Consider the following 3,035-nt stretch of genomic DNA (forward strand, 5'->3'; position numbering starts at 1 on the left):
TGCTAAGGATAGCCGTGTGGTAGAAACATCATTAGCTAAACTCCATAAAAAATACACCGGCAAACTTTCTGCGCAACTAACTAATGAGCAGGTTGAGCTGGTTAAAAACGGTATGACCTATAATGTATTGCCCATCACTTACAAAGCTTATCAGGAAGAAATTTTAACGCTGACCGAAGATCAGAAAAAACAGATCCTGATCTGGCTTACCGAAGCACGTGAACATGCTATGGATGCAGAATCATCAGATAAAAAGCATGCATGGTTTGGTAAATACAAAGGACGCATTAACAATTACTTATCAGCTGCCGGATACGATCTGAAGAAAGAAGGAGCAGAGTGGGAGAAAAGGAGAAAAGCAAAAGCGCAAACAAACTAGCATGGCTGATGGAGCGTATTTAAACGCTCCATTATTTTTTATATTTTTTTATTCAAGAATATTTCATTTATATATGAATTTATACTTATATTGTATTGTGAATAAAATCACTAAATAGCTTATAGAGAAAAGGTTAATCTTTAATTGATAAAATTATACAATAACCGTTGCTATTTTGTTTGAAAAATTGATATTCCTTCATTAATGTAAAGTTAAAATATACTTTCTAACCAATAATTTTTTAATCTAAAAACAAAAATATGAGCCACCACAAAGACAATTAATGTTAGATAGATTTTTAAAATAACGCTGTCTAATTCTTATGCCTAACTAGCATGCTGTAAAAGCAAATACAAACAAACCCATCCTTAACCGGAAACACTATTGAATAAACTGTATAGCAATTGCCTGTACAGCTTATATATGCTAATGAAATTAATCAAACTCAATGCATGATTGATATCAGATTAGCTGTATTAGTAAAAAAACTAACCAAATAACAAATATGAACTCAAAATTTTTACGAAAAACCTCATGGGTTTTAGTGCTCATGTTATTCACATGTGCCGCTGTTTTTGCGCAACAAAAACAGATTACCGGTAAGGTGGTAGACAAAAAAGACGGGCAACCCATTCCGGGTGTAACTGTCGGGATACGCGGCAAAACTAACAACGTAAGTACCAATGATAAAGGTGAGTTTGCATTGATCGCCGATCCTGCCACCGACGCATTAGTATTTTCTTATATTGGCTTTATCAGGCAAACTATTCCACTGGTCGGAAAAACCAGTTTAACGGTAAATTTTGTAGAAGACAGTCAGAATTTAGATCAGGATGCCGTTGTTGTTATTGGTTATGGAACGAAGAAACGCAGTGAGATTTTAGGTTCAGTGGCCAATATCAGGGCTGAAGAAATTCAGGATTTACCTGTGCCGAACATTGCTGCTGCACTTCGGAATAAGATTGCTGGTGTTGGTGTTAACTCTGTTTCAGGCAAACCTGGTTCTTCGGTTACCATTAATATAAGAGGAGCATCAAGATCAGAACAATCGGCCTTACTGGGCGCGACTACCGAACCATTATACGTAATTGATGGGATTACAGTTACCCGCGATGATTTCGATAATTTAGATCTAACTATGGTTGAAGATATCTCTTTCCTAAAAGATGCTTCAGCAGCTATTTATGGCGCATCGGGTGCAAAGGGAGTAGTTTTAATTACTACTAAAAAAGGAAAAAGAGGAAAGCCACAAATCAGTTATACCGGGTTTTTAGGCTTTTCGGATAATGCAGCAAATGTAGATATGCTTTCTGCATACGAGCATGCCCAGCTGCTAAATGACGGTTATAGAATTGCAAATTCGCCAACTTCTTCTATGTTTTCTGCTGCAGATTTAGAACAACTGAAAAACAGCAGTATTAAAGGCTGGTTTGACGAATTATGGAAGGTTTCTAAGGTAAACCGGCATAATATGAATGTTTCTGGAGGGTCTGAAGCCATCACCTTTTTCGCCGGAGGAAATTATTATGATGAATCTGGTAACTACGGTGGTATTAACTACAGTAAATATGCTTTCAGATCGGGTATGAATGCTAAAATTATCGATGGATTAACAGCTACTGTTACCTTAAGTGCAGATTTTTCGAAAAAGACAAGTGATACTTATAAAAATGGCGGAGAAAACGATCAAGCTTTTTTCCAACAGTTGATTACAACACCTAAATGGGTGCCGATTCAAATTGATGGCAAACCAATTAATTACAATAGCAATACCAATCCGCTTGCTGTTGTAAATTCAGGAAATAATATTTTCGATAAATCTCAAGGACTGGCGCTAAATGCTTCTGTTGATTATAAACCAAAATTTATACCAGGTTTAACCGGGCGCCTGCAATTTGGCAAAAATAACCGAAGCGGTACAAGTGGCCAATACGTGCCACCATACACCGTTTATAATTTCAAAACAACCGGACAAAACAATTTACTTTACACCAATGAAGTTGTAAGTACAATAACTGCAGTAGGTGCTGCAAATACGCAGCTCTCTTCGGGCACAAACTCATCTTCAAGTTATCAGGCTATTGCATCACTAAGTTACGACAGGACATTTGGAAAACATAGCTTGAATGTGCTAGCTGCTTTCGATCAATCAGAGGGTGTAAGTGAGCAATTGAATGTGTACTGGCGAAACCAGGTTTTACCGGGTATTGACGAGTATTGGGGTTTCGATCGCTCAACTTTCACGCTACAGAACAAAAGCATTTTCGAATCGGTTCAGCGTTCTTACATCGGCAGGTTAAATTACGATTATGGCAAGAAATACTTTATTGAAGCAATTGCTCGTATGGATGCATCTTCAAATTTTGCACCTGGCAACCGATGGGGCTTGTTTCCAAGTGTTGGTTTAGGATGGGCAATAAGTGAAGAAGATTTTTTTAAAGACAACGTCAAATTTGTAGATCGTTTAAAAGTTAGAGCCAATTATGGATTGGTGGGAGAAAGCAGGATTAATGCCAGGTTATGGCAATCGAGATACACAGTTGATCCGGCAGGATACCTATATAATGAAACATTAACCGGTGGACTCAATCCTGAGATCATGCCTAATCCTGATATTACCTGGGAAAAGGCCCGTACTTTCAACTTAGGTTTAGAC

2 protein-coding genes are annotated in these 3,035 nt (G+C 37.6%); both read left to right on the plus strand.

Annotated elements, in window-relative coordinates; genetic code table 11:
• On the plus strand, window positions 1-379 hold a 379-nt coding region (locus AC1DND_RS24275; protein WP_477585131.1), incomplete at its 5' end, for a DUF3826 domain-containing protein.
• A 505-nt stretch (window positions 380-884) separates the two neighbouring features.
• Window positions 885-3,035: SusC/RagA family TonB-linked outer membrane protein (locus AC1DND_RS24280; protein WP_477585132.1), on the plus strand; the 2,151-nt coding region annotated here is incomplete at its 3' end.

Source organism: Pedobacter sp. 01N416 (assembly GCF_056399685.1).